Raw genomic sequence first — 22802 nt, 5'->3', positions numbered from 1 at the left:
TATCAGCGGCGTTCATTCATCCGAATCACTGGCGGGAGTCAGCGTATCGTGATGCACCCGTTTGTCTGACTGTAACGCGAGAGACCCTGGATATAGGCTGGAAAGAGTATAGGTTTAGTCAGGTGTTTTTTCTCACTTTCACTTTTTTAACATGATACAGGAGGGCTTATGCAGCTCACCCCAAGAGAAGTTGAAAAGCTCATGATCTACACGCTGTCTGATGTGGCGTTTAAACGCAAAGCGCGTGGCTTGAAACTCAATTATCCGGAAGCTGTTTCCATCATTACTGTGACGGCAATGGAGGGGGCCAGAGATGGTAAATCCGTAGAAGATGTGATGAAAGAAGCCAGTAAAGTGCTTACTAAAGATGATGTGATGGATGGGGTGGCAGATCTGATCCCGAATGTTCAGGTTGAGGCGATTTTTACCGACGGCAGCCGTCTGGTCACGGTACACGATCCTATTAAGTAGTAACGGCAACATGCGAGTAAAACCTGAACTGATTATTGCAGAGGATTCAAGCATGAGCGCGAAGAAAAGTACTAAAGACAGTAAAGAACAGAATACGCCACTGGGTGGCCTCGTTTTAGCGGATACACCAATTACGTTTAACGAAAATAAACCTGTTACCAAAGTTAAAGTCCGCAATACCGGTGATCGGCCAATTCAGGTTGGGTCCCATTTCCATTTCTTCGAGGTTAACCGCGCACTGGAATTTGATCGTGCAGCGGCTTATGGCAAGCGCCTCAATATCTCCTCGACTACGGCTATCCGTTTTGAACCCGGTGATGAAACCGAAGTTTCTCTTATCTCCTTTGGAGGCAAGCAGACACTGTATGGTTTTAACAATCTGGTAGATGGGTGGACCGGTGAGGGTGTTGTACCCAATAGTGAGCGCCCGGATAAACTCGCGGCTATCCGCCTTGCCGCCGAGCGTGGTTTTAAATCATCTAAATAACGCCTTGTTTACAGAGCAAATCATCGAAATTCGCATACGTGTAATGGGGTAAAGCAGTTACACGCACCGGAAAAAGAAAGGAGCGACAGATGCCTCAAATTTCTCGGCAAGAGTACGCGGGTCTATTTGGCCCAACAACTGGCGATAAAATCCGTTTGGGTGATACCAATCTATTTATCGAAATCGAAAAAGACCTGCGTGGATATGGTGAAGAGTCGGTTTACGGTGGTGGAAAATCGCTGCGTGACGGGATGGGGGCCAATAATAATCTGACCCGCGATAATGGTGTGCTTGACCTGGTGATTACCAACGTCACGATTGTCGATGCTCGCTTAGGGGTGATTAAAGCTGACGTCGGTATCCGCGATGGCAAAATCGTCGGTATCGGTAAGAGCGGTAACCCCGGTGTTATGGATGGGGTGACGCAGGGTATGGTGGTCGGTGTTAGCACTGATGCTATCTCTGGTGAGCATTTGATTCTTACCGCAGCCGGTATCGATACCCATATTCATCTAATCTCCCCGCAACAGGCCTATCATGCGCTGTCCAACGGTGTCGCAACATTCTTTGGTGGGGGGATTGGTCCAACGGATGGCACTAACGGGACAACCGTAACACCGGGGCCGTGGAATATCCGTCAAATGCTGCGTTCGATAGAGGGGTTACCTGTCAACGTCGGTATTTTAGGGAAAGGTAATTCATACGGGCGCGGCCCGTTGCTGGAACAGGCTATTGCCGGTGTTGTGGGCTATAAAGTCCATGAAGACTGGGGCGCGACGGCGAATGCCTTGCGCCATGCGCTGCGGATGGCAGATGAGGTGGATATTCAGGTTTCGGTTCATACCGATAGCCTGAATGAATGTGGTTATGTAGAAGATACTATCGATGCGTTCGAAGGCCGCACGATCCACACGTTCCACACCGAAGGGGCGGGTGGAGGCCATGCGCCGGATATTATTCGGGTGGCCAGTCAGCCAAACGTACTGCCAAGTTCGACTAACCCAACCCTGCCATACGGTGTTAACAGCCAGGCTGAGCTGTTTGACATGATTATGGTGTGTCACAACCTTAACCCGAACGTACCTGCTGACGTCTCCTTTGCCGAAAGCCGTGTGCGCCCAGAAACGATTGCTGCTGAAAACGTTCTGCACGATATGGGGGTTATCTCCATGTTCTCCAGTGACTCACAAGCCATGGGGCGCGTAGGGGAAAACTGGTTGCGTATTATGCAAACCGCGGATGCGATGAAAGCTGCTCGGGGCAAACTGCCGGAAGATGCGGCGAGTAACGATAATTTCCGCGTGCTGCGCTATGTGGCAAAAATCACCATTAACCCAGCGATTGCGCAGGGCGTTAGCCATGTTATCGGGTCGGTTGAAGTGGGTAAAATGGCCGATTTGGTGTTATGGGATCCACGCTTCTTTGGTGCGAAACCGAAGATGGTTATCAAAGGTGGCATGATTAACTGGGCCGCGATGGGTGATCCAAATGCGTCACTGCCAACACCACAGCCAGTGTTCTACCGCCCAATGTTTGGCGCGATGGGCAAAACACTACAAGACACTTGTGTCACTTTCGTTTCCCAGGCTGCACTTGATGATGGCGTGAAAGAGAAAGCAGGGCTGGATCGTCAAGTGATAGCGGTTAAAAACTGCCGCACGATCTCCAAACGTGATCTGGTGCGTAATGACCAAACACCAAACATTGAAGTGGATCCTGAAACCTTTGCAGTAAAAGTGGATGGGGTACATGCCACCTGTGAACCAATTGCAACTGCGTCGATGAATCAGCGCTATTTCTTTGGATAACATTTATTTGGCTAACCTGAGGTAGAAGCGCTAATCCAGTTACCGGGGCGTTGTAATACTCAAAGTAAGTAGGGTAATACCCGGTTTCAGCATTCAGCTTGTTCACAGTAAAGGCGGTATCCAACGTCATTGGTGTTGCGGGTAGGCGGCAAATGAACGTCGTTAATAGCCAGCGGTTTCAAATACGAAGGGTAAATTCAGTTCCTGGTATGGGGTGTAGGAAAGTCCTTGGGCTGAATATCGTTGAACAGGATTTCATTACTGTGGGCAACTGATCGACACAAGGAGTGAACAACATGATTTTGATAGAGCACATTCTGGGCAATGTGAAAAAAGATCCGGTTTGGCGGGAAAAACTTAAAGATGCCACGTTCGATCTTTTGATCCTGGACCAACGGGAAGCACAAAAAAGCCGTTGCCGAAAATCCAGTACTCAAGGTCTGGATCTAGGTATTTCCCTCGACCGCAACATCGTCCTTGCTGATGGTGATGTACTGGCATGGGATGAAGAAACCAATGTGGCAGTGGTGGTACAGATCAATCTACGTGATGTGATGGTGATTGACTTAAGTGAACTGAAAAGTCGTTCACCTGATGAATTAATTAAAACCTGCTTTGAACTGGGACACGCACTGGGTAATCAGCATTGGAAAGCGGTTACCAAGCATAACGAAGTGTATGTGCCTCTGACCGTTGCGACAACCATGATGGACTCCGTTATGAGGACGCACGGCTTCCAACACCTACCTTTCCGTTTCGTGAAAGGTGCCGAGATTTTACCTCTGCTGACGAACTCCGAAGCCCGGCTACTGTTTGGTGGTGCTGAGGATACCGACACGCACGTTCATGTTGCCAGCCCCCTTGATGAGCCACATGGTTCTGGTCTGCACATTCACGGTATTCATTCCCACGGAGAAGGCCATAGCCATGGTGATCACGAGCATGACCATAGCCATGGTGATCATGACCACGACCATAAACACTGATTCAGGCAGCGAGGCTCCGCGATGAACGCATCAGATCTCATCCGTATCATGCAATTTGGTGATTCCGTACTGCCGGTCGGGGCCTTTACGTTTTCCAATGGCGTGGAATCTGCCATTCAAACCGGCATCGTTCATGATGTAGCAACATTGAAAGGCTTCGTTTTGACAGCGTTGAAGCAGGCGGCCAGTTGTGATGGCATGGGCGTTGTCGCGGCTCATCGTGCTGTTGTGGCGGATGACCGTGACGGTATTATCCGTGCTGACTGGGCGGTTAATAATCGTAAGTTAAATGAAGAAAGCCGCCTGATGGCAACCCGCATGGGTAAAAAGCTGGCAGAAATGTCGATCCATGTGGTGGAGCACCCATTGATCAGCTGGTGGTTGGAACAAATCAAAAATGGCAACACGGCGGGCACCTATCCGGTGACTCAAGCGGTGGTTATGGCAGCACAAGGGATCGGGCAGCGGGAAGTGGTTGTGATGCATCAATACGGTGTGGCGATGACCATTTTAAGTGCGGCAATGCGCTTGATGCGCGTTACGCATTTCGATACACAACATATCTTATTTGAACTGAACTATGACATTGAGAAATTCTGCGATATTGCCGAGATCGGCGATATTAACCAGATGTCTTCTTATGTCCCGATTGTGGATGTTTTGGCCGCCGTACATGTGAAAGCCCATATTCGCCTCTTTAGTAACTGAGTGGCCGCGGTGTGAACGATCGATACATGAATAATGCATCGATAAAAATGAATTCAGGGTACTGCGGTGAGGTGTTAGCCGAGTACATACCCAAATCAGATAAAAAGAATGAAGAGGATTATCCCGTGACCGATAAAAGCACAGCTCGTAAAAAAATAACCCGTATTGGTATTGGTGGTCCGGTAGGTTCGGGGAAAACGGCCATTATCGAAGTCATTACCCCGATCCTGATTAAACGAGGCATTAAGCCACTGATTATCACCAATGACATTGTGACGACCGAGGATGCCAAACAGGTAAAACGGACGCTGAAAGGTATTCTGGACGAAGAGAAGATCCTTGGGGTAGAAACTGGCGCTTGCCCGCATACCGCCGTGCGCGAAGACCCGAGCATGAACATTGCTGCGGTAGAAGAGATGGAAGAGCGCTTCCCTGAAAGCGACCTGATTATGATTGAAAGCGGCGGGGATAACCTGACACTGACATTCAGTCCCGCACTGGCAGACTTCTACATCTATGTTATTGATGTGGCGGAAGGTGAAAAAATTCCTCGTAAAAATGGCCCCGGCCTGGTTCAGGCAGACATTTTAGTGATCAATAAAATTGACCTGGCACCTTATGTCGGTGCCAGCCTGGATGTCATGGAGAGTGATACCAAAGTCGTGCGCGGCAATCGCCCTTATATTCTGACCAATTGCAAAACTGGCCAAGGCATTGAAGAACTGGTCGATATGATTATGCGAGATTTCCTGTTTACCCACGTACAGCCAGAAGGAGAACAGGCATGACAGCACAGAGCCAGAATATCGTGGAGACTCCTTCACGGGTTCGCGCTCACGCATTAGGTGTTAACGCGCCGGAATTAGCGAAATATCAGGATGAACCGGCGCAAATGCGTAGCGGGGCGGTTGGGAAAAGTGGCTATCTGAAACTGAGATTTGCCAAACGTGAACATCGCAGTATTTTGGCCGAAATGGAAAGGCGGGTGCCATCATTGGTACAGAAAGCACTGTACTGGGATGAAGAAATACCTGAGTTACCTTGTGTCACCATGATTTCGACATCAGGTTGTATTTTACAAGGTGATCGGTTAGCTACCGATGTGCATGTTGAAGCGGGGGCTTGTGCTCACGTCACCACGCAATCAGCCACAAAAGTTCACATGATGAATGCGAACTACGCCTCGCAGATCCAGAATTTCATTGTGGAGGAAGGCGGTTATCTGGAATTTATGCCAGACCCGCTAATTCCTCATCGAAATTCTCGTTTTATTACTGATACCACGATCAGCATTCACCCCACTGCGACCGTAATTTATTCTGAAGTGCTGATGTCCGGGCGTAAATATCACCATGCTGAAGAGAGATTTGGTTTTGATGTTTATTCCTCTCGGGTGGCAGCACAAAATCTGGCGGGCAAAGAACTGTTTGTTGAGAAGTACGTATTAGAACCAAAAGTAGAAAGCCTTGACGCTGTGGGTGTCATGCAAACTTTTGATGCGTTTGGTAACGTGATTTTATTAACGCCCAAAGAGTATCATGACCGCATTCTGGCACGGGTTCCGGCTCATTTTGATATCAAAGGGGGGATTGCCAGCGGCGCGACACGTCTACCTAATGATTGTGGTTTAGTTTTCAAGGCGCTGGGCATCGATAGCGCTGGTGTAAAGGCAGAGATTCGCCAATTTTGGAAGATAGCCCGCGAAGAGATTTTAGGCGTCACATTGCCTGAACAATTTTTGTGGCGCTGATTTTGCTGTTTTGATGCGCCATTTTAAGGGTAAAAAGGGGCGAATAAGTCAGTTTATTGAATAGAGGCTGGGTACCCAGCCTCGGAGGTTATTGACAAAGTGCCCGCGACGGAGAGAACAGGCAGATCGTAAAGACGCCATAAACCCTTCCCTGGGGGCTCGAGCCGCGCCATCCTTGGCGCGGACTCTTTACTCTTCTGCCTATCCTCACCGTTCAAGATCGCGTCATCGGGGTTTGTCAGCAGTCTGAGAGGCTGGGTACCCAGCCTCGTTTATCAGCAGTGATCCAAGTAAGTGAAAGCAGCTAGCGCCACATCAATCAGTGATTCCGAGTGAGTGAGAGCAGCGAATACCGCTGCAGCTTCAAGTAGAAGGGTAAAATAATGAATGCTAAAACAGTCAACCAATCAGGTTGGGGGCAGCTTGCCAATTCAAATGTTTTCATTGAATTTATCGATACGACTTTGCGCGGTTGTGCTCAGGTAATGTTTCAGAATAACCCACTGACCGGGCTATTCTTTTTCATCGCAATATTCATAGGTGCTTATGGTGAAGGTAACCCGGCGGTCGCTTATGGTTGTGTTCTGGGAACGCTGGTTGCCACACTCACCGGGTTGAGCATCCGTGACCGTAAATCATGGCGCTCAGGGTTATACGGCTATAACGGTTGTTTGGTTGGTGCCGCACTACCCACCTTTCTGATCGTCACACCGGTGCTATGGGCCTGCATTGTCTTGGGCAGTATCGTTTCGGTGATTGTTACCGTCTGTATCGCTGATATTTTAAAAACCTGGAAAGTGGCTGCACTGACGGCACCTTTTGTATTAACCACTTGGATGGTCTTATTGGCCAGCTATGCCTTTGCTGGCCTACATAGCAGTGGATTACCAGTACCGGCTTTACCACAGCAACTGGTATTAGAGGCCAGTAATACGTTTGCTGGCACCAACATTTTCGTCAGCATGTTCCATGGTGTTTCACAGGTGTTCTTATTCAGTAGCCTGATCGCTGGCATCCTGTTTGTCATCGGGTTGGCTATTGAATCACTTTGGGCGGCTGTTTTTGCTCTGTGTGGCGCTATATTGGCGATCCTCACCGCCACCCTCCTTGATGCGGATCATCGCAGCATTAATGACGGGCTTTATGCTTTCAGTGCGGTACTTACCGCGATAGCACTGGGGTCGACGTTTAATAAGCCCAGTTGGCGTGTTTTAGCTTATACCGTTATCGGGGTTATTTTTACGGTATTCGTTCAAGGCGCACTGAACACCCTATTATTACCTATCGGTATTCCTACTTTAACCATGCCTTTTGTATTGGCTTCGTGGCTATTCCTGGTACCGAATAAAGATATCATGCCAGAGCACCGACAGTAGCGATTAAATTTAAGACATTCTTGGTTCTGAATATTTTACTGGTCATATTTTATCGATCATATAGACCTCAAATTATTGTCGTTATCGTGTTGTCAGCGATAACGACAGCTCAGAACGGGTAGGGTTGAAAATAATCTGGAGTGCGAATATGACGACAATAATCGCCAGCAGCAGCGCCTTTGGTAATCAGCAAACAAAGCGCAGAGCTATCTACCTGCTAATCGGCCTGTTGGTGGTGAACGGGTTAGCTTGGGCTTGGGCCTTTGCTGAATTTAATGATAATGCCGTGCTGATGGGAATGGCTTTTCTAGCCTACAGTTTTGGTTTGCGCCATGCGGTTGATGCAGATCATATTGCGGCTATTGATAATGTCACTCGTAAACTCATGCAACAAGGTAAAACGCCGATTGCTGTTGGTACTTTTTTCTCACTCGGCCATTCAACTATTGTGATACTAGCCTCACTGGCAATTGCTGCGACCGCCATGGCATTTAAAAATAATATGGCGTGGTTTCACGAAACCGGTGGTTTAATCGGGACGTTGGTGTCATCAGTTTTTTTACTGTTATTTGCTTTTCTCAATTTAACGATCCTGATTTCAGTGTATAAAAAATTTAAACAGGTTAAAGCCGGTCATATTTATAAAGATGAAGAGCTTGACCTTCTGGTGGTGAATAATGGTGGTCTGTTATCCAGGATGTTTAAACGTGTATTTAATATGGTCAATAAAAGCTGGCATATGTATCCGGTTGGTTTTTTATTTGGTTTAGGTTTTGATACCGCGACTGAAATTGGTGTGTTGGGGATCTCAGCGGCCAGCGCCACTCACGGTATGAATTTATGGTCGATAATGGTGTTTCCGATTTTATTTGCGGCTGGCATGGCATTGATCGATTCACTGGATAATTTTGTGATGATTGGTGCTTATGGTTGGGCATTCTCTAAACCTGTTCGTAAGCTTTATTACAATATCACTATCACAGCCGCTTCGGTGATGATTGCTTTCTTTATCGGTGGCATTGAAGCATTAGGCTTAATTGCCGATAAATTAAATTTAACTGGCGGTATCTGGACACCAATTAATAACATTAGCGAGAACTTAGGTCAGATCGGTTACTGGATTATAGGGATGTTTATATTTTGTTGGTTAGTTTCTATTGTTAATTATTATGTCCGTGGTTATGACAAACTAAATGTAAGCCGCTAAGTAATATTTATAGAGAGTTAATTGTTATATAACTAACGTTCTCATATAGCGAGGTGCTTCTTGATGAGGTGTATCGATGGGAGCACTATTACATAGAGACACTCATTAACCGGTAACGATTAATGAGTGTCTTTTTACTGGTTACATATCGTGTTTGTTATTACATGTACACTTGTTATTACATCTTATGTTTTTTGGCGAAATTTAAAATATCCTGTTTAATTTCAGACAGTTTACTTTCTGGGGCCTTCTTACATACCTCGACCACTTTAGGTGTCACAATGGTATCGGTCTCATGCAGATCAACATAGTCACCTTGTTTATATTGGGTGTCATCGTTTAATACCCAATAAACTACCGGAGTAAATGATTTAGGATTCAGATTCAGGAACTCTTTGCAGGTCATATCGCTCGGCGTGGTACCTGTCGGCGTTGCTGCAAAGGTAGTTGCCGCAGCGGAAAGAAGTAAACCAGTCAGTGCAATATTACGCAGTGATTTGTAGGACATGTTTATTTTCCTTATTTACTTGTAAAATACAAATGCGGTAATAACCTTTATACCCGTCATTATTCAAACTGCATGTGCGTTGGCTACATTCAATCATCCGAGTTACTTACTGGTCGTTGACCTTAAAATAAATAAATGCATCAGGACTCTCTCGCTTGCCGCCTTCCTGCAACTCGAATTATTTAGGGTATAAACTCGGAGTGTCAATATTAAAAGTATTAAATAAAGGGTGATGATAAGCATCACTCTAGTATAAAACTCCAACGCTTACGAGATGTGGGAGTGCATATATTATTGTTCATAACTAGCACTATTGCCAATATCTAGATCTGTTTTTTTACACAATTTAGTGTAGTGAAGTTTACACCGTGTAAAGCTATGAAAAATAAGTTTTATGAGTAAATTATATTGTTTTATGATAATACCCCAAGGTATCTTTTTCTGTAAGTTAAATTCACTACCAGTAAGTCTTAGCTTGCCATGTATACGTGTGGTTCTGATGTTTAGATAAAAACATCAATTGATTTTCATCAAAATAATTTAATTTAAACATGATTTTTCTCATTTTTTATCTATACTAAATTTACCTATAACAATTTTAGTCACTCTATCGATGAAAATATTACGGGAACTTAGAGCTAAGGTGTCGGTACCCATTTTTCTTGCCATTTTGGTGGCAATTAACGGGTATCTAATTTTAAGCCCGGTACTCTATCGGGCGATTGCACATTCAAGCGATGCAATAAATAACTTCAATACTTGGAAGGAGGCATTAAGTTTTCTGGAATTATTCGAAATCCCGCAATTTATGATCGGTCTGGTCTTGATATTGATGGCATATGCATTATCAATGAAAACCCGTACAGCATGGTTTTTATCGGTATTATTGTTATTTACTCTTATTGCCATCAATCTTTTCATCGCGAAAAAATATGATAGCCTGACGATTTACTCCATCGTGATTATCTTAGCACTGCTCTTTTATTGGCGGCGGTTTGATTATTACAGCCTCGGCAGCGGTACGTTCTTTGCTGTTGTGAGTATCGCTTCATTAATCGTCTATAGCATGTTGGGTACGCTCTATATGGGCGATGAGTTTGCCCCAGTGGTGACTGATTTACCCACCGCATTCTATTTTGCGATTGTGTGTATGTCGACGGTGGGGTTCGGGGATATTATCCCGCATACCACTGTGGCGAGAATGTTTACTCTTACGGTGATTATTGCCGGTATAACTGTTTTTGCTACCTCAATTGCTTCCATTGCCGGCCCGATAATCAGTAATAATATTAAACGCATAGTTAAAGGTAGGATTTCTCACGTGGAACGTAAAAATCATTTTATTATTGTCGGCATCAACTCTTTGGCGCTGAATGTATATAAAGGTCTGCGTGACCGAGGTGATGATGTCACTGTGGTTTGTGCAGTAGGTAGCCAACATGATTTCCCTTCCGATGCCGATATTATCGAGGGTGATCCTTCTTCTGTTGCCACGCTAAAATTAGCCGGTGCGGCGAAAGCAAAATATATTATCGTGTTGTGCAATAATGATGCTGATAACACCTTTACCATTTTGGCGGCTAAAGAAATTGCGGGTGCGGGGACGAAAACACTGGCACTGGTCAATGAAACTCAGAATATGGAAAAAGTTAAAAGAGTCAATCCAGACATGGTCTTCTCTTTGCCATTGTTAGGCAGTGAGTTACTGGTCAGGACCCTGAACGGCGATACCATCAATAATGCCCTTATTACGGAAATGTTCTTTGGTAATTGCCAGAAACTGGATTGATATCATTAATAGCCCGCTATCACTGTGTTTATGTCAAAACACCCTCGGTTAATTGAGGGTGTTTTTTTGGATCACGAGCCTTGGTTTTTATCGGCTATTTATTCAGATGCAACTTGTGGATCTTTAGGTTTCTCTTTTGGCCCGATCATCAAACCCAACTCGACAGCAATAAAGCCAACAATCAAACTGGCGACTAAATAACAGATTGAAACCAAAACTCCGGTAGGGTTTTTCATCATTTCTACTGCGCCAAATACGAAACTGGAGAAGGTTGAAAGACCGCCCATAATCCCGGTGCCCACCATCAGATGTACATACTGGTTAATTTTATCTTTCTTAAAGAAAGAGGTTGTTAGCCCCAATAGAAATGCTGCAATAATATTAGCAACAAAGATATCCATCGGAAATCCATCAGCCAGACGTGGCACCGACAGCATAATAAATTCACGGCACATGGCACCAAAAGCACCACCGACAAAGACTAAGATAATAAGATTTGGCATAATTATTCCTCCCAATTAGTAAGCCAGCCAGGCGCCGAAGGCTGCGGCGGCTAAACCGACCAATACAGAAATAATCAGATATCCGGCGGCAATTGCTCTGCCTTGGGCGGTGGCCAGTTTGGCCGCATCTAATTGCATACTGCTGAAGGTGGTATAACCGCCTAGAATCCCAGTCAATACGGCGGCATTCATTAAGTCGCCGTAGCGGTCGCGCCAATCAACACTGAACAAAATACTCAGATAGCCAATGACAAATGCACCGGAAATATTGATTAAAAATGTACCGAGTGGAAAATTACCTTTATAGACTTTGCCAATACTTAATCCTATCCACCATCGTAAAAGTGAGCCGATACCTCCACCCAATCCCACCCACATTACATCGATTGCAGTCATAATAAAGCCTCAATGACGATTAGTTTGAGTCAAATAATTGTAGTCTAAAGTAGACAGTAAAATGATAAATATCGCGCACCTATTTATTTTAATCTGATGATATGTTCGGTTTTTTTGTCCGCCATCAATAAAGTAAAAAATAAAAATAACTCCAGTTTTATTACTACACTGGTGGCTTTATTGATTAAACACTGAAATAATATCTGAATGTTATTATTGCGCTTCTGTTTTAATTTTTTGTCAAAAAATTTAGCGGAAATAGTGATTAAAGAATATTTCACTTATTACGTATGACAGTTTATATCGATAGGGCGTTTCCTCGGTTTATGGCTCTGCGTTAGTTCTATTTGCAGGGTTATTCATTCCGCCGCAGCCTGACGACTTCTTTCGGTTCACGTATTTTCAAATATCCTCTTTATTAATAACTGCACTTACTATCGCTACACTTTTGTTAGTCCATATTTTTTACTTGGAAAAGGTGACGTCGCTTTCATAACGTGTCTGACATTGGCTAATAATTGCCACATTATTTTACAGCGATGATTACGCGTGACGGTTTCGTGCAAGGCCAGCCATAATAGCTCTATTTTTTCTGCCAGTCAGCACCGGTCTTGAAATTCAAATCGATATCTACTTCATCCTCATAAAAGACAGCATGGACGGCACAATTTTTTCCATCTGGATGCGTTCGTTTTTGGGTATTGGTGCTATGACTGGCATAACTCCGTCCGGTTGTGATTCAACGATTGTTCAGAACACTTAAACCGGATTGAGTTACCTTAGTGAACTACTATTACGTGCAGTTATTTCGCTTGAATAGAGAAAAATCTCAAATGGCTATTTTTGTCTGTTTGTTCATAGAAATGAAAACTATTACGTTGAATGATATGTAAAGTTAGAAATTTGGCTGTACAATAGTTACCCCAATGAAATGAGTTAATGGATTGATTATGGCTGACGACCTAAAATATTACATGCAAAGAAGAATGGAAGCATCGAGAAACCTAGCTTTACATGTTGATAAAACAGCAGCCGCATTGGGTGACGTCGCTGAAAACACCATCAACTCAATTCAGATGGGGGTGAAAAGAACGATTTGGCGATCATCATACTTTTTTGACGGATATAAAGATGTATACGAAAATATAAATAGTGAAGACTACAGAATGGGACTGGCTGTCGTTAAAGCCATTAAAGAACGTGATATAGTCATGTTTATGACAAGAATATATGTAGAGTATTTGTTGCAGAACTTTGATGAAAACAAACAAAAAGAAATTTTCGATAAGTTATTAAAAGGCTCTGCTAAATTTGCAACATCAAAAGCGACTAAGCTGTCAATATCTTATGCAATCGCTACTACTTTAAGTGAGTGTCTTTACTTAAACCCAAAGATACGAATGAAAATAAGAAGCTACTCTAACGTTTCAATGCTTGGTTTTCAGTTTTATGGATATATAGAAAAAGCATCAATTGCAGCTTCTGGTTTGAAAAGAGATAACCCAGCATATTATAGTTTGCTATATTCCAAAGACATAGAAATGCTTTATTTTATATTATCTCCAGTGTTATCACATGTCATTCATAATAAAAATATCAATAAAACATCTGAAGATATAATAAGAATAATAAATGAAATCGCATATAATTAAATAGGTCGGTTATGGACGAATTAAAAAGACTATTTACATCGTTTATCAAGGAATTTTTATTGTATGGATTGGTTGTTGTTTTTTTTGTAGGTTGGTGGCTAATCTGCATGGTGTATTTTACAGAGATATGGGGACGATTAGTTATTATCGGCGCTGTAGTGATCGCTATAATATATGCTCATTTTGATAGTAAATGGCAGAGGTGACTAAAACAGAGCATATTTTAACATTCAATATGCTCTGTCTTGCATCAATAAACTCTGTCATCCCATATGCTATAACCTGAAGTGCCGGCTATTTTATGTTCAACCGTTATAGAGTCATATCTTAATAATACTCGATCATATGGCATTAATTCATTATTATTGATAGAGTGAGGGTATGTTGATGAAATATCAATAATACTTGCGCCTGTTAATTTTACTTCGTAGAAAACCTCCATTTGACCTGTTGCATTCGTTCTGTAAAAATAAAAGCTAGCTGTTAGTTTCTCATTATTAGAGATAGCTATAGTTAATAAAGGAGATGATTTGTCTATTGGTTTTATAAAGTCTATAGGGTGATGAGAAACGTGTTGTTCCCTGGTGATAAGATGATTTAACCCTAATACTTGTATTTTATCTTCATGCCCAGATTGGCATCTATTCCCGATTGATTCAATCGATGAACATCCCGCTGAAATTAGCCCTTGCTGCGCCCCATTGAGGGTTAAGTAAATCATATAAGACATTGTAAATACATCCTTTGTATAATAAAAGTTAATGTTTAGTTGTGCTTTTTGTTCAAAAATGATTGTAAGTGTATGACCATCCAAACTTTAGACTCAATATTAACATATAATAATTATCAATTACTAATTTGCATTCTACATATTTAATTAAATATTTTAAAATAAGTTATGATCTCCGATATTACATCATCACATTCTTAATGTGCAATCGCCCAAATAGGCTCGGTGCCATTAGATTGTTTTTAAAGCGAAGAGTCATTGCCTAAATAACTACGTATTTTACCGCTACACCTGTCATTTTTGAGCATATGATTACACAGTAAAAGCTGTGTGCTACCAACTTAATACCATGGCATTTGGCAGCAAAATTGATCCAATCCCTTGTCTCGCAAGGGGGATGACGAAAGTGGATAATTATTAAGCGCAGTTATTTAACACACAAAATAATCTGCATATTGATCACTACGCCTGTTGGGTCTAAATGGCGTTTCTTTCCTCAATACAAAACATTCGGCAGCCAGCAAAAATAATAAGATTTGCTAATTTATATTATGACTATTTTCTATTGCCTTAAGTTAGGGTATCTTCTGTAAATAAAATAATAAAAATTTATTTAATATCAATGGATTAAACTTATTTCGTCAAGAAAAAAATTAGCCATTTTGCGATAACCATCACATTGAGATAGTTGAAAAATGTGAAGGTTGTCAATCTGCAAAGTCAATATGAGACGATTATTGTAAGCCTTGGATTACTGCTTTATCTACCAACTCCGTATACTGCCGACAACCAGAGACAATGGATGTGGGCTAAGGCGCGCAATGAGGTACAGATAAAGGGACGTTTACCATTGCAACTGGCATATCAATAACTTGTGTCTTTTGAACATCAAAAGGTGTTGGGTATGGAAAAGAAAAAAATTTATCTGTTTTGCTCTGCTGGTATGTCTACCTCGCTATTGGTTTCCAAAATGAAAGTGCAAGCAGAAAAGTATGAGGTACCGGTTATTATTAATGCTTACCCAGAAGCGCTGGCGTCGGTGCAGGGTACCCATGCTGATGTGATCTTACTGGGGCCGCAAATCGCCTATATGTTGCCTGAAATAGCCAAAATGTTCCCGAATAAACCCGTCGAAGTGATCGATGCGCTTCTTTACGGCAAAGTTGATGGGTTAGGGGTATTAAAAGCAGCTGTGGCCGCAATAAAAAAAGCAAAACAATAAGGGGATCACTGTGAGCACATTTATTACGTCGTTGGAGAAGGTCATATTACCCTTCGCCATTAGAATTGGCAGACAGCAACACGTTAATGCCATCAAGAACGGGTTTATCCGGCTGATGCCATTAACCTTGACTGGGGCTATGTTCGTTCTAATTAATAATGTTTTCTTAAGTTTTGGTGAAGGATCATTCTTCTTTTCAATGGGGGTGCGGTTAGACGGCGATACCATTACCATGCTAAATGGTTGGAAAGCCATCGGCGGTAACGTTTATAACGGAACGCTCGGGATTATGTCGTTAATGACGCCATTCTTTATCAGTATGGCATTGGCCGAAGAGAAAAAAGTGGATCCCCTCTCTGCCGCCTTACTGGCCATCGCGGCCTTTATGACTGTGACCCCGTTCAGTGTTGGCGAAGCCTATGCAGTTGGTGCCAATTGGCTCGGGGGGGCTAATATCATCTCGGGTATCATCATCGGTCTGGTGGTTGCTGAAGTCTTCACCTTTATTGTCCGACGTAATTGGGTTATCCGCCTGCCAGATAGTGTACCGACTTCCGTTTCCCGTTCTTTCTCGGCGTTGATTCCTGGTTTTATCATTCTTTCCATCATGGGGCTGATTTCATACACCCTGGCGCTATATGGCACTAACTTCCATCAAATCATTATTGATTCCATCTCCGCCCCGCTGTCAAAAATGGGCAGTGTCGTGGGGTGGGTGTATGTGATGTTCTCCTCTCTGCTGTGGTTCTTTGGTGTGCATGGTGCTATGGCCTTGTCTGCGCTGGAGAATGGCATCATGATGCCGTTCGCGTTGGAAAACGTGGCAACCTATACCCAATATGGTTCGGTTGAGGCTGCACTGGCTGCCGGTAAAGAGTTCCATATGTGGGCCAAGCCGTTTGTCGATTCCTATATTTTCTTGGGCGGAACCGGCGCAACGTTGGGACTTATTATTGCCATCTTTATTGCTTCTCGCCGTGAGGATTATCGGCAGGTTGCAAAGCTGGCGGCGCCGGCGAGTATTTTCCAGATCAACGAACCAATCCTGTTTGGCTTACCGGTCATTATGAACCCGCTAATGTTTATTCCATTTATCATGGTTCAGCCGATATTAGCCATTATCACGTCAGTAGCTTATTACAGTGGCCTTATTCCTCCGATCACCAATATTGCTCCGTGGACTATGCCCGCAGGGCTAGGTGCATTCTTTAACACCAATGGCAGCATTGCTGCGTTATTATTAAGTTTATTCAACTTGGGTGTGGCAACACTGGTTTATCTCCCGTTCGTTATTATTGCCAATAAAGCACAGGGCGAGATCGACCGTACTGTCGAAAGCGAAGACGATGTGGCTAACAGCCTGAAATTCTAAAGGTTACAACCTGTTTGAGTGTTATGGTTTTGGCTCAAAACCTATAAAAATCGTTATGGATTGGTCCGGCTCAATATGCGGACCAGACTCAAGTGCTAAAGAAAAGTGGCTATTGATTTGCGGATGTTGCAAGGCAAAATGGCTTTAATTAACGGAGTAATTGTATGTTTGATTTAAATAGCATCGTTGATAACGAACAAACCAGTAATGCGCTGGAAGATGTGGTCATGGGGCTTATCATCAACGCGGGCCAAGCCCGTAGCCTTGCCTATAACGCACTGAAACATGCCAAAGCCGGTGATTTTGCACAAGCAGATGAACTGATGGCGCAGTCCCGGAAAGCCTTGAATGAAGCCCACTTGGTGCAGACACAACTGATTGAAGCCGATCAGGGAGAAGGGAAAACCAAGGTTACACTGGTGCTGGTACATGCTCAGGATCATTTGATGAATGCCATGTTAGCGCGGGAATTGATTACTGAACTTATCGAGTTGCATCAAAAAATACAGTGATACGCAGGCGGGTCGATAATTCTCAACGGTAGAGTGATGGTGAATAAGATGGAAGTCAGGTTAGTACGTGAAAGAGACTTTTTTAACGGTAAAGAATTCCATCTGTTTATTTATAACAAAACGGAGAGTGCGACCGGTTTACATCAGCATGATTATTATGAATATACGCTGATATTAACCGGGATGTGCTACCAGGAAATTAACGGAAAGCGTGTTTTTCTGGAACGTGGGGATTTTATCTTTATTCCTCTTGGTTCCCATCATCAAAGTTTCTATGAGTTTGGTGCCACCCGGATCCTGAATGTTGGGATCAGTAAAGCTTTCTTTGAAGAGCATTATTTCCATTTACTGTCCCGGCCTATTGTGGCCTCACAGGCGTATCGCTTAAGAGGCGATTTCCTTTCCTATATCGAATCCGCGATCTCTGCTCCACACTACAGAGAAAACGAGCAAACAGAACTTTTAGAGCTACTGACATTTTATGTGACTAACCGCATCAGTCATTACAAAGAGAGTGAAGTTAACGACGATATTCCCTCGTGGCTGAAGAGTACTATCGACAAAATGCATGATAACGCGATGTTTGGTGAGAAAGCGTTGGTGAATATGGTCGAGCTTTCTGGCAAAACCCAAGAATATCTTACCAGGGCGACACGGCGCTATTATCAGAAAACGCCCATGCAGATTATCAATGAAATTAGAGTCAATTTTGCCAAAACCCAACTTGAAGTGACGAACTATTTAGTTTCGGATATTGCGTTTGAAGCGGGTTACAGCGACACCACGTTATTCATCAAAAACTTCAAAAAATTAACCTCTTTTACGCCTGGGAACTACCGCAAGAAATTCTACAGCGCCAGAGAGAGTTTATCCCATTAGTTTTCCAACCGGTTATTCCTATATTGGGATAGGGTTGACAAGGAGCCCTTAATGGAAAAATTACTTATTGTTAATGCTGATGACTTTGGTCTGTGTAAAGGCCAAAGCTACGGGATCATTGAAGCCTTCTGCCATGGCGTGGTCTCTTCGACGACCGCGATGATGAACAGCGTGGACATTAGCCATGCGGCGGAACTCAGTGCGCATTATCCGGCACTGCCGGTGGGGATGCATTTTGTATTGACCTACGGACGTCCATTGACTGTAATGCCTTCTTTAACCGACGCCAATGGTGAACTGGGTAAATGGCTATGGCAACGTGCTGAAGCAGGGACATTGGATTTAAATGAGATAGCGCAAGAGCTGGAATGTCAGTTCGAGCGGTTTAGTGCTGTTTTTGGCCGCCCTCCGACCCACATTGACAGCCATCACCATGTGCATATGTTGCCGCAGATTTATCCCTTAGTCGCCGCCTTCGCCCGCGAGAAATCACTTCCACTGCGTATTGATCGCCATGAAGTGCAGCAACATGATATAGCTCTCGATAACCCACGTAGTAGCGAGGGGTTTAATGCTGGCTTCTATGGTGAGGACTTGTCGGAGCAGTCATTCTTGCAGTTACTGGAACAGGCTAATCAACAAGGCGTTAATTCGCTGGAAATTATGTGTCATCCAGCCTTTATCGATAAGACATTGATGACCAGTGGTTATTGTTATCCGCGATTGACCGAGTTGGAGATTTTGACCTCTCCGACATTAAAGCAAGCTATTACGCAACATGGTTATAGGCTGGGGTCGTTTTTAGATTGTTAATTTTGTTTACTCAGGTGCATGGGCAGTGACTATATAGAAAATGACAAATAGGAAAGATAATAAGATTGCGAGCTTGCCTTTATCTGTTTCGATTTTAACTACGGCATAAATAAAAAGCAGAATGACCAAAATGCCGGTCGAGATGAGAAAAAGTAAAAACCTAATGTCGCTGGCTGATAGCATAGGAACTCATTGGGTGGGGTTTTCATATAGCATCACAGATAATGCCCCCATTTTTAGGGGGCATTACTCATCGAGAGAAATCGACAGATTGATAGGATTCAGTCTGGCGTCGATACCGGGGCTTCAGATGCAGCCGATGCTGGAATCGAAACATTCGCTTTCGAAAGCTGCGCAATCCGGGACTCGTACGACAAAATCAAGGCATCTTCACTCGTGAGAGTATTACGTGAGTTCTTTAGCCATTCACGCTGTTCATTGCGAATATTGATTTCTTGGTCAGGTGCTGCAGCCTGCGCCTTAGCATAAACGCTGAGAAGTGTATCATCCAGTTTAGAAAGAACAGGGTTAGTACAGATTGATGTCTCTACATAGCCTTTTGCTTTGTTGCAGTCAAAACTGGCTGCATAGCCTGGCACTGCCAGGAAAAATGTTGAAATTATGAGTCCTGATGTAAACTGTTTCACCACGTTTTATCCCTTCATTCTCATTTAGTTATAATATTGAGTCGTTGAGTATTATTGATCGAAAGACAAAAAGTAATCACCTTCAGCGTTTTTCTTGAAAAAATAGATCCCGCTTAAATAACTGTGGTACATCTTCCTTTATCTAAATAATAGTGATTACCAATCAATGTGTTAGTGTCAATTTGCATAATTGTGATGCTCTCGTTCCTCCTCGCGTTTATTTGTCTGCCACTCAGCGATATCGGCCCGCTCATAGAGAAGCCCAATGTGGTCATTGAGACGACATTGAGGCCTGGGGTAGCCGGGCATCATTGTGGTGACGATACAAAGTCATGGCGGGGAAAGTTGGATGACCCTCTAGAGTCTGTTAATCTAACCGAAAGTAATGAAATACCGTAAAACCAGATGGTTGAAAAAATGTAGGTCAAAATTAAACTTTTCTTTGATTGTTATAAAAACACTATAAAAATCAACTGCATTATTGTTTTGGATAAAGATGAAAACTATTGAACTCGACGAAGAACTTTATCGCTATATCGCCAGTCATACGCAGCACATTGGCGAGAGCGCGTCTGATATCTTACGGCGTATGCTGAAGTTTACTGCTGGTCAACCGGTGGCGGAACTTCCTGTCAGCGGTGCCGCTGTGAAAGTGACTGCCCAGCCAGCCCCACGGGATCGGGTTCGTGCAGTACGTGAGTTACTGCTGTCCGATGAGTATGCAGAACAGAGTAGGGCGGTTAACCGCTTTATGTTGGTGTTATCGACCTTATATACCTTAGATGCGCAGGCTTTTACTGAGGCAACTGAATCTTTACATGGTCGTACCCGAGTCTACTTTGCCGGTGATCAACAGACATTGCTGCAACACGGGACGCATACCAAACCCAAGCATGTGCCAGGTACGCCATTCTGGGTTATCACCAATACTAATACTGAGCGTAAGCGCAGTATGGTACAGCACATCATGCTGGCAATGCAGTTCCCGCCGGAGTTGACTGACAAAGTGTGCGGAACTATCTGATTTCATTGAAACCATCCTCTTTCTCAGTCAACGGTAACCCCCTTACTGAGGAAGTGTATAGGAGTAGTGACTGTGGCGAATCACCCTCGGGCTGGGCAACCTGCTCAGCAAAGCGATTTAATTAACGTAGCTCAGCTGACATCGCAATATTATGTGTTGCGGCCAGACGCTGAAGACCCCGCTCATGCAGTTAAATTTGGTACTTCCGGCCACCGTGGTAGTTCAGTGCGCCACAGTTTTAATGAAGCTCATATTCTTGCTATCGCGCAGGCGATAGCTGAAGTTCGTCATCAACACGGTATCAGCGGCCCATGCTATGTGGGTAAAGATACCCATGCGCTATCCGAGCCAGCCTTTATTTCGGTGCTGGAAGTGTTGACGGCGAATGGTGTCGATGTTGTCGTACAGCAAGATAATGGTTTTACGCCAACACCGGCCATTTCCCATGTCATTCTTTGTCATAACGCCCAGAGTAAAGCGCTGGCGGATGGTATCGTCATTACGCCATCCCACAACCCACCGGAAGACGGTGGCATTAAGTACAACCCGCCGAATGGTGGCCCAGCAGATACTAATCTGACCTCCGTGATTGAAAAGCGGGCTAATCAGTTACTCAGCCAGAATTTAAAGGGCGTTAAGCGTCAAACATTGGATAAAGCCTGGCAGGGCAATCATCTGCGTGAGCAGGATTTGCTCCAACCTTATGTTGAAGGTTTGGTGGATGTCGTTGATATTCCCGCCATTCAACAAGCAGGGCTGAAGCTCGGTGTGGATCCGCTTGGCGGCTCCGGTATCGCCTATTGGCAGCGCATTGCTGAGCATTACAAGCTGGATTTGACGTTGGTCAATAATGCCATCGATCAGACATTCCGTTTTATGCATCTTGACCACGATGGTGTGATCCGTATGGATTGCTCTTCAGAGTCGGCGATGGCTGGTTTGTTGGCACTGCGCGATAAATTTGATTTAGCTTTTGCTAATGATCCAGATTACGACCGTCATGGCATTGTGATCCCAGCCGGGTTGATGAATCCGAATCATTATCTCGCGGTATCTATTAATTATCTGTTCCAGCATCGTCCACAATGGGGGGCGGGGGTGGCAGTCGGTAAAACATTGGTTTCCAGTGCGATGATTGATCGGGTTGTGGCTGATTTGGGCCGCAAGCTGGTGGAAGTCCCCGTTGGCTTTAAGTGGTTTGTTGATGGTTTACACGACGGCAGTTTTGGTTTTGGTGGTGAAGAGAGTGCCGGGGCTTCTTTCCTGCGCTTTAATGGCACGCCGTGGTCGACCGATAAAGACGGCATTATCATGTGTCTGTTGGCGGCAGAAATTACGGCGGTGACCGGTAAGGATCCACAACGTCACTATGATGATTTAGCACAACGCTTTGGTGCGCCAAGTTATAACCGTATTCAGGCTCCGGCAACGCAGGCGCAGAAAAATGCTTTGTCCAGATTGTCGCCTGAAATGGTGAAAGCCAATACACTGGCTGGTGATCCGATCACTGCCCGTTTAACCAATGCCCCAGGGAATGGTGCATCAATTGGTGGCTTGAAAGTGATGACCGATAACGGCTGGTTTGCCGCCCGCCCATCAGGCACTGAAGAAGCGTACAAAATTTACTGTGAAAGTTTCCTTGGCGCGGAGCACCGCGAAAAGATAGAACAAGAAGCCGTAGAGATTGTCAGCGAAGTGCTGGCTGAGGCGAAATAAGCGGGGATATTCCTGTCTTTAAAAGCCAAAGGTGTAATCTTGGTACTCGATAAATCCGGCACAGGCTCTGTTGCCGGATTTTTTATATATTTTTCTTAATCCGTTATCTTTGACTCAATATCGCCACTGCACTCCTGTCTAGGGTTATTTTATTGGATGCCAATTCCATATTTAATGTATGGTTGTATTTTGAACGTTAACGCCATAAGGATTTGGAATGAGTTTAAGTCTGCCTGGAAACGACCT

General features: G+C 44.0%; 23 protein-coding genes and 1 pseudogene. 18 read left to right on the top strand and 6 right to left on the bottom strand.

From position 1 onward, the window contains the following. Nucleotides 1-168 precede the first annotated feature (168 nt). The 9 genes from AC971_RS04230 to AC971_RS04190 all read left to right on the top strand — a co-directional run bounded on the left by AC971_RS04230 (nucleotide 169) and on the right by AC971_RS04190 (nucleotide 8793). Nucleotides 169-471 (top strand): urease subunit gamma, encoded by a 303-nt coding sequence (locus AC971_RS04230; protein WP_002215288.1) that lies wholly within the window; start codon nucleotides 169-171, stop codon nucleotides 469-471. Nucleotides 472-523: 52 nt separating this feature from the next. Beyond that, a complete protein-coding gene (ureB, locus tag AC971_RS04225; protein ID WP_038401975.1) occupies nucleotides 524-958 on the top strand; it encodes an urease subunit beta in 435 nt (144 codons plus the stop codon). Between the two features lie 89 nt (nucleotides 959-1047). Continuing rightward, nucleotides 1048-2766, top strand: coding sequence for an urease subunit alpha (locus AC971_RS04220; protein WP_025380947.1), 1719 nt, complete (start codon nucleotides 1048-1050; stop codon nucleotides 2764-2766). Nucleotides 2767-3062: 296 nt separating this feature from the next. Continuing rightward, on the top strand, nucleotides 3063-3752 hold the full coding sequence (ureE, locus tag AC971_RS04215; RefSeq protein ID WP_025380946.1) for an urease accessory protein UreE: 690 nt from the start codon (nucleotides 3063-3065) through the stop codon (nucleotides 3750-3752). Between the two features lie 21 nt (nucleotides 3753-3773). After that, on the top strand, nucleotides 3774-4460 hold the full coding sequence (locus AC971_RS04210; protein WP_025380945.1) for an urease accessory protein UreF: 687 nt from the start codon (nucleotides 3774-3776) through the stop codon (nucleotides 4458-4460). Nucleotides 4461-4585: 125 nt separating this feature from the next. Continuing rightward, nucleotides 4586-5248, top strand: coding sequence for an urease accessory protein UreG (ureG, locus tag AC971_RS04205; protein WP_002212232.1), 663 nt, complete (start codon nucleotides 4586-4588; stop codon nucleotides 5246-5248). Then, a complete protein-coding gene (locus AC971_RS04200; RefSeq protein WP_025380944.1) occupies nucleotides 5245-6210 on the top strand; it encodes an urease accessory protein UreD in 966 nt (321 codons plus the stop codon). The genes ureG and AC971_RS04200 overlap by 4 nt, the downstream gene beginning before the upstream one ends. 383 nt (nucleotides 6211-6593) lie before the next feature. Further along, the gene (gene yut / locus AC971_RS04195; protein WP_025380943.1) at nucleotides 6594-7586 is read left to right on the top strand and encodes an urea transporter; all 993 of its coding nucleotides are present in this window, start codon (nucleotides 6594-6596) and stop codon (nucleotides 7584-7586) included. Between the two features lie 148 nt (nucleotides 7587-7734). Next, a complete protein-coding gene (locus AC971_RS04190) occupies nucleotides 7735-8793 on the top strand; it encodes a HoxN/HupN/NixA family nickel/cobalt transporter (protein WP_025380942.1) in 1059 nt (352 codons plus the stop codon). A 178-nt stretch (nucleotides 8794-8971) separates the two neighbouring features. On the opposite strand, the gene hdeB is transcribed toward AC971_RS04190, so the two are convergent. Beyond that, nucleotides 8972-9301 (bottom strand): acid-activated periplasmic chaperone HdeB, encoded by a 330-nt coding sequence (gene hdeB, locus AC971_RS04185; protein ID WP_025380941.1) that lies wholly within the window; start codon nucleotides 9299-9301, stop codon nucleotides 8972-8974. A 613-nt stretch (nucleotides 9302-9914) separates the two neighbouring features. Between hdeB and kch the strand changes: the two genes are divergently transcribed. Next, on the top strand, nucleotides 9915-11090 hold the full coding sequence (kch, locus tag AC971_RS04180) for a voltage-gated potassium channel protein (RefSeq protein ID WP_025380940.1): 1176 nt from the start codon (nucleotides 9915-9917) through the stop codon (nucleotides 11088-11090). Between the two features lie 98 nt (nucleotides 11091-11188). On the opposite strand, the gene crcB (AC971_RS04175) is transcribed toward kch, so the two are convergent. The 3 genes and pseudogenes from crcB (AC971_RS04175) to AC971_RS24630 form a co-directional block, all read right to left on the bottom strand. Next, complete coding sequence (crcB, locus tag AC971_RS04175; protein WP_025380939.1) at nucleotides 11189-11593, bottom strand: fluoride efflux transporter CrcB; 405 nt, start codon at nucleotides 11591-11593, stop codon at nucleotides 11189-11191. Nucleotides 11594-11608: 15 nt separating this feature from the next. Beyond that, entirely contained in the window at nucleotides 11609-11989 is a 381-nt protein-coding gene (gene crcB / locus AC971_RS04170; protein WP_025380938.1) for a fluoride efflux transporter CrcB, read from the bottom strand. Nucleotides 11990-12429: 440 nt separating this feature from the next. After that, nucleotides 12430-12579 (bottom strand): annotated as a pseudogene (locus tag AC971_RS24630) (IS630 family transposase); the annotation flags it as partial. 360 nt (nucleotides 12580-12939) lie between these two features. Between AC971_RS24630 and AC971_RS04165 the strand changes: the two are divergent. After that, a complete protein-coding gene (locus AC971_RS04165) occupies nucleotides 12940-13641 on the top strand; it encodes a hypothetical protein (protein WP_025380937.1) in 702 nt (233 codons plus the stop codon). A gap of 250 nt (nucleotides 13642-13891) precedes the next feature. Here the strand turns inward: AC971_RS04165 and AC971_RS04155 are convergent, their stop codons facing one another. Further along, nucleotides 13892-14371, bottom strand: a complete 480-nt coding sequence (locus tag AC971_RS04155) for an Hcp family type VI secretion system effector (RefSeq protein WP_025380935.1) — start codon at nucleotides 14369-14371, stop codon at nucleotides 13892-13894. Between the two features lie 904 nt (nucleotides 14372-15275). Here AC971_RS04155 and AC971_RS04150 point away from each other — a divergent pair. The 5 genes from AC971_RS04150 to chbG all read left to right on the top strand — a co-directional run bounded on the left by AC971_RS04150 (nucleotide 15276) and on the right by chbG (nucleotide 19169). After that, nucleotides 15276-15593, top strand: coding sequence for a PTS sugar transporter subunit IIB (locus AC971_RS04150; RefSeq protein ID WP_025380934.1), 318 nt, complete (start codon nucleotides 15276-15278; stop codon nucleotides 15591-15593). A 10-nt stretch (nucleotides 15594-15603) separates the two neighbouring features. After that, nucleotides 15604-16965: a PTS N,N'-diacetylchitobiose transporter subunit IIC gene (gene chbC / locus AC971_RS04145; RefSeq protein WP_025380933.1), complete on the top strand. Its 1362-nt coding sequence runs from the start codon at nucleotides 15604-15606 to the stop codon at nucleotides 16963-16965. 164 nt (nucleotides 16966-17129) lie between these two features. Further along, nucleotides 17130-17477, top strand: a complete 348-nt coding sequence (gene chbA, locus AC971_RS04140) for a PTS N,N'-diacetylchitobiose transporter subunit IIA (protein WP_025380932.1) — start codon at nucleotides 17130-17132, stop codon at nucleotides 17475-17477. A 36-nt stretch (nucleotides 17478-17513) separates the two neighbouring features. Further along, the gene (gene chbR / locus AC971_RS04135; RefSeq protein WP_072081377.1) at nucleotides 17514-18356 is read left to right on the top strand and encodes a transcriptional regulator ChbR; all 843 of its coding nucleotides are present in this window, start codon (nucleotides 17514-17516) and stop codon (nucleotides 18354-18356) included. 51 nt (nucleotides 18357-18407) lie between these two features. Then, complete coding sequence (gene chbG / locus AC971_RS04130; protein WP_025380930.1) at nucleotides 18408-19169, top strand: chitin disaccharide deacetylase; 762 nt, start codon at nucleotides 18408-18410, stop codon at nucleotides 19167-19169. A gap of 281 nt (nucleotides 19170-19450) precedes the next feature. Here chbG and AC971_RS04120 read toward each other — a convergent pair whose 3' ends face one another. Beyond that, on the bottom strand, nucleotides 19451-19819 hold the full coding sequence (locus AC971_RS04120) for a lysozyme inhibitor LprI family protein (protein WP_025380928.1): 369 nt from the start codon (nucleotides 19817-19819) through the stop codon (nucleotides 19451-19453). 493 nt (nucleotides 19820-20312) lie between these two features. Here AC971_RS04120 and seqA point away from each other — a divergent pair, with 493 nt between their 5' ends. Both seqA and pgm read left to right on the top strand, forming a co-directional pair. After that, nucleotides 20313-20840 carry a replication initiation negative regulator SeqA gene (gene seqA / locus AC971_RS04115; protein ID WP_025380927.1) on the top strand — a complete coding sequence of 176 codons (528 nt, stop codon included), beginning with the start codon at nucleotides 20313-20315 and terminating at the stop codon, nucleotides 20838-20840. A 72-nt stretch (nucleotides 20841-20912) separates the two neighbouring features. Continuing rightward, nucleotides 20913-22556 carry a phosphoglucomutase (alpha-D-glucose-1,6-bisphosphate-dependent) gene (pgm, locus tag AC971_RS04110; RefSeq protein WP_025380926.1) on the top strand — a complete coding sequence of 548 codons (1644 nt, stop codon included), beginning with the start codon at nucleotides 20913-20915 and terminating at the stop codon, nucleotides 22554-22556. Nucleotides 22557-22802: the final 246 nt, after the last annotated feature.

Origin of the sequence: Yersinia similis (assembly GCF_001053095.1) — a bacterium.
GTDB classification, from domain to species: domain Bacteria; phylum Pseudomonadota; class Gammaproteobacteria; order Enterobacterales; family Enterobacteriaceae; genus Yersinia; species Yersinia similis.
The sequence above is the reverse complement of the archived record's forward strand: the minus strand, read 5'-3'. Positions and strand labels throughout refer to the sequence as shown.